Raw genomic sequence first — 4,260 nt, forward strand, 5'->3', positions numbered from 1 at the left:
GCCGCCTGCCGTGACGGGTGGCGCCCCCAAGCGCCGCCGGGGCAGCTCCTTCGACCGGATGCTGCCCTACCTGCTGCTGGCCCCCGCCCTCATCGCGATCCTCTGGCTGATCGGCTGGCCGGTCGTCTCCGTCTTCGTGACGAGCTTCCGCCAGCTGAACCTCGGCGAGCTGGTGCGCGGCGAGGTCGTGTGGACCGGCTTCGACAACTACGCGACCGTGCTGCAGGACGAGCGGTTCTGGACCGTCTCGCTGCGGACCGTCGTGTTCACCGTCGCCGTCGTCGGCGCCTCGGTGGGCATCGGCCTCGGGATCGCGCTGCTGATGCGCGTGCTCACGCCGTGGGTGCGGATCGCGCTGCAGATCGCGATGCTCTGCGCCTGGGCCATGCCGATCCTCGCGTCCACCACGGTGTACCAGTGGATGTTCGACCAGAACTACGGCATCTTGAACAAGACGCTGGTGCAGCTCGGGTTCGAGTCGTTCGCCGGGTACTCGTGGTTCTCCTCCGGAACGTCGACGCTGTCCGTCGTCGGCCTGCTGATCGTGTGGCAGGCGATCCCCTTCCTCGCCTTCTCGCTCTACGCGGGCCTCGTCGGCATCCCCCGCGACCTCTACGAGGCCGCCGGCATCGACGGTGCGACGGGCTGGCAGACGTTCCGCGCGGTGACGTGGCCGGAGATCAAGTCGCTGCTGATGATGGTGACGTTCCTGTCGACGCTGTGGGACTTCAAGGTCTTCGCCCAGATCTGGGTGTTCCGCGAGGGCGGTCCCAGCGGTGAGTCGACGACGCTGCCGGTGCTGCAGTACCTGGAAGGCATCGCGAAGAGCCACTTCGGCGTCGCGGCCGCGATCTCCGTGCTGATGATGGTGATCCTCGGCCTGATCACGTTCCAGTACCTGCGCAAGCTCCTGCAGACCGAGGAGGGGAAGATCTGATGCTCAAGAAGTCGGCGGCCAACGTCGTTGGTCTCGCGCTCGCGCTGTTCTTCCTCTTCCCGACGTACTGGATGATCACGTCGGCGTTGAAGCCCAAGGGCACGACGATCACGTCGGACTACGACCTGATCCCGTTCTCGATGACGCTCTCGAACTTCGCCACGGCGTGGACGAAGCCGGGCTTCCTGTCCTCGCTCGGCAACAGCCTGGTGGTGACGCTGACCGCGGTGCTCGCCGCGATCATCGTCGGCATCACCGCGGCCGTGGCCATGTCGCGCTTCCGGTTCCGGGGGCGCAAGGGCTTCGTGCTGCTGATGCTGGTGGCGCAGATGGCGCCGTTCGAGGCGCTGCTGATCCCGATGTTCCTGATGATGCGGGACCTCCAGCTCTACGAACACCTGTCGTCGCTGGTCCTCGTGTACTTCGCGGTGACGCTGCCGTTCTGCGCGTGGACGTTGCGCGGGTTCGTCAACGGCATCCCGATCGAACTCGAGGAAGCCGCGATGGTCGACGGCTGCGGCCGCTGGGGCGCGTTCCAGAAGGTCACCCTGCCCCTGCTGGGTCCCGGCCTCGTCGCGACGTCGGTGTTCGCGTTCATCACGGCGTGGAACGAGTTCCTGTTCGCCAAGGTGCTGATCCGCAGCCAGGACAGCGAGACGCTGCCCGTGTGGCTGTCCGGGTTCCAGACCGCGTTCGGCACCGACTGGGGTGGCGCGATGGCCGCGTCGGTCCTGTTCACCGTGCCGGCCCTGGTGTTCTTCCTGATCGTGCAGCGCAAGATGGTCGCCGGCGTGACCGCCGGTGCCGTGAAGGGATGACGCGTGGATCAGTTGGCCGCAGCCGTTCTGCTTCCCGGTTTCCACGGAACGACCGCTCCCGACTGGTTGCTGCGCCGCGTCGCTGACGGCCTCGGCGGCGTTGTGCTCTTCGGGCGCAACGTCGTCGACGACGCCCAGGTGACCGCGCTGTGCGGCGAACTGCGTTCGGCGCGCCCGGACGTGGTGATCGGCATCGACGAGGAGGGCGGCGACGTCACGCGTCTCGACGCGGGCCGCGGCTCCGAGGTGCCGGGCAACCACGCCCTGGGCGCGGCGGACGACCTCGACCTCACGCGCTCGGTCGCCGCGTCCATCGGGTCGCGGCTCGCCAAGTGCGGGATCTCGCTGAACCTGGCGCCGTCCGCCGACCTCGTGCTGACGCTCGACGACCCGATCATCGGCGTCCGCGCGTTCGGCTCGGACCCGGTCCTCGCCGCGCGGCACGTCGCCGCGTGGGTCGAGGGCCTGCAGACCGTGGGTGTGGCCGCGTGCGCCAAGCACTTCCCCGGCCACGGGGCGTCCACCGAGGACTCCCACGAGCAGCTGCCGGTGCTGCCGCGCACCGAGGAGCAGCTCCGCGCCGTCGAGCTCGTGCCGTTCCAGGCGGCCGTGCACGCCGGCGTCCGCTCGATCATGACCGGCCACCTCGTGGTCCCCGAGTGGGGCTCGCAGCCGGTGACGCTGAACAAGCACGCGATCGACCTGCTGCGCACCGAGCTGGGCTTCACCGGCGCGGTGATCACCGACGGCCTGGACATGAAGGCCGTCGGCGGCGACCTCGCGCAGGGTGCCGTGCGCGCCCTGGCGGCGGGTGTCGACGCGATGTGCCTCGGCGGCATCGCCCTGGGCGACGACGACCTGCGGTGGCTGATCGACTCGATCGTGGCCGCGGTCAGGTCCGGCGAGCTGTCCGAGGAACGCCTCGCCCAAGCCGCCGCGCGGTCGCTGGCCCTGGGCCTGCCGCCGTCGACCATCGACGCCCACAACGCCGAGATCGGCCTCCTGGCCGCCCGGCGCGCCGTCGAGGTGCGCGGCCCCGTCTCCGTCGGGAGCGACCCGGTGGTGGTCGACCTCGTCGTGGACCCGTCCATCGCGGTCGGCGACGTGCCGTGGGGGCTCGGCCCCTACCTGGCCGAGGTGCTCCCCGGCACCAGCGTGATCGCCGCTCGTGACGTCACGGCGGACGAAGTTGCGAAGACCGCCGGTGGCCGCACGATTGTCGTGGTGACCCGCGACGCGCACCGGCACACCACCGCTCGACAACTGATAACCGATTTGACTGGTTCGGGCCTCGAGGTGGTGCACGTCGAGACCGGCGTGCCGGGCCCCGACCTGGGCAGCGTCGCCCGCATCGACACCCACGGCGGTTCTCGGGTGAGCCTGCGAGCCGCGGCCGAGCTGATCCTGAAAGGCACCTCATGACCACGCCCCAGCCAGGCAGGAACATGGCGGCGGAGATCGCCGCCCAGCCGGAGGTCTTCTCCTCCCTGTACGCCTCGCGCGCGGCCATCGCCGAGGTGGCCGCCGTGATCCGCGAACGGGCGCCGCGCTTCGTGCTCTTCGCGGCCCGCGGCTCGAGCGACCACGCCGCCATCTACGCGAAGTACCTGACCGAGATCCTGCTGGAGCTCCCCGCGGGCCTGGTCTCGGCCTCGACCACGACGCTCTACGGCGCCGAGCCGGACCTGCGCGACGTGCTGCTGGTGACGGTCTCCCAGTCGGGCGGCTCGCCCGACCTGCTGGAGGTCACCGCCTCCTACCGCCGCCGCGGCGCGCTGACGGTCGCCGTGACCAACACCGCGTCGTCCCCGCTGAACGCGGCCGCCGAGCTCTCGGTGGACGTCTCGGCGGGTGTGGAGCACGCCGTGGCGGCCACGAAGACCTACTCGGCGACGCTGCTGGCGCTGTACCTGCTGATCGACGCCGTGCGCGGCGGCAACGGCGAGGCGGCCGCGTCGCTGGGCGAGCTGGCCCAGGTCACGCTGGACGCGTCGGCCCCGACCGTCGACGAGGCCGTGCGCCGCTACCGGTTCGTGGACCGCGTCCTCACCACCGGCCGCGGCTACTCCTACGCCACCGCCCTGGAGGCGTCGCTGAAGCTGGCGGAGACCTCCTACCTGGCGGCCCGCGCGTACAGCGGCGCGGACCTGCTGCACGGCCCGGTCGCGGCCGTGGACGGCGAGACGGCGGTCCTCGCGATCACGTCGCTGGGCAAGGGCGGCGACTCGCTGCGCGACGCCCTCGACGTGGTGCACCAGCGCGGCGCGGACGTCGTGGCGGTCGGGTCGGCGTCGGAGAAGGTCGGAGCGACGCTGGCCGTGACGATCCCGGAGACGGCCGAGGAGGTGGCGCCGGTGCTGGAGATCCTGCCGGTGCAGCGCCTCGCGTACGGCCTCGCGCTGGCCCGCGGCGGCGACCCGGACAGCCCGCGGGGCCTGAACAAGGTCACCCGCACGCTGTAGTCCCACCCACGAGGAAGGGCCCCGCTCAGCCCGAGCGGGGCCC

At 71.0% G+C, this 4,260-nt stretch carries 4 protein-coding genes; all 4 read left to right on the plus strand.

Translation table 11 applies throughout. The features are described from left to right. Nucleotides 1–937 (plus strand): carbohydrate ABC transporter permease (locus ACFWGZ_RS39785; RefSeq protein ID WP_382456764.1); only part of this gene is annotated, 937 nt, incomplete at its 5' end. Next, nucleotides 937–1,755 carry a carbohydrate ABC transporter permease gene (locus tag ACFWGZ_RS39790; protein WP_382456765.1) on the plus strand — a complete coding sequence of 273 codons (819 nt, stop codon included), beginning with the start codon at nucleotides 937–939 and terminating at the stop codon, nucleotides 1,753–1,755. The genes ACFWGZ_RS39785 and ACFWGZ_RS39790, both read left to right, overlap by 1 nt. 3 nt (nucleotides 1,756–1,758) lie before the next feature. Beyond that, nucleotides 1,759–3,177, plus strand: a complete 1,419-nt coding sequence (locus ACFWGZ_RS39795; RefSeq protein WP_382456766.1) for a glycoside hydrolase family 3 protein — start codon at nucleotides 1,759–1,761, stop codon at nucleotides 3,175–3,177. Beyond that, complete coding sequence (locus tag ACFWGZ_RS39800) at nucleotides 3,174–4,217, plus strand: SIS domain-containing protein (RefSeq protein WP_382456767.1); 1,044 nt, start codon at nucleotides 3,174–3,176, stop codon at nucleotides 4,215–4,217. Before ACFWGZ_RS39795 ends, ACFWGZ_RS39800 begins: the two co-directional genes overlap by 4 nt. Nucleotides 4,218–4,260 lie beyond the last annotated feature (43 nt).

The sequence above is a fragment of the Lentzea sp. NPDC060358 genome (assembly GCF_042725365.1).
Taxonomy (GTDB): domain Bacteria; phylum Actinomycetota; class Actinomycetes; order Mycobacteriales; family Pseudonocardiaceae; genus Lentzea.

Excerpts from the sequence above, each read along its gene's own strand:
- ACFWGZ_RS39790 (WP_382456765.1), top strand. The coding sequence starts at position 937 with ATGCTCAAGAAGTCGGCGGCCAACGTCGTTGGTCTCGCGCTCGCGCTG.
- ACFWGZ_RS39800 (WP_382456767.1), top strand. The coding sequence starts at position 3,174 with ATGACCACGCCCCAGCCAGGCAGGAACATGGCGGCGGAGATCGCCGCC.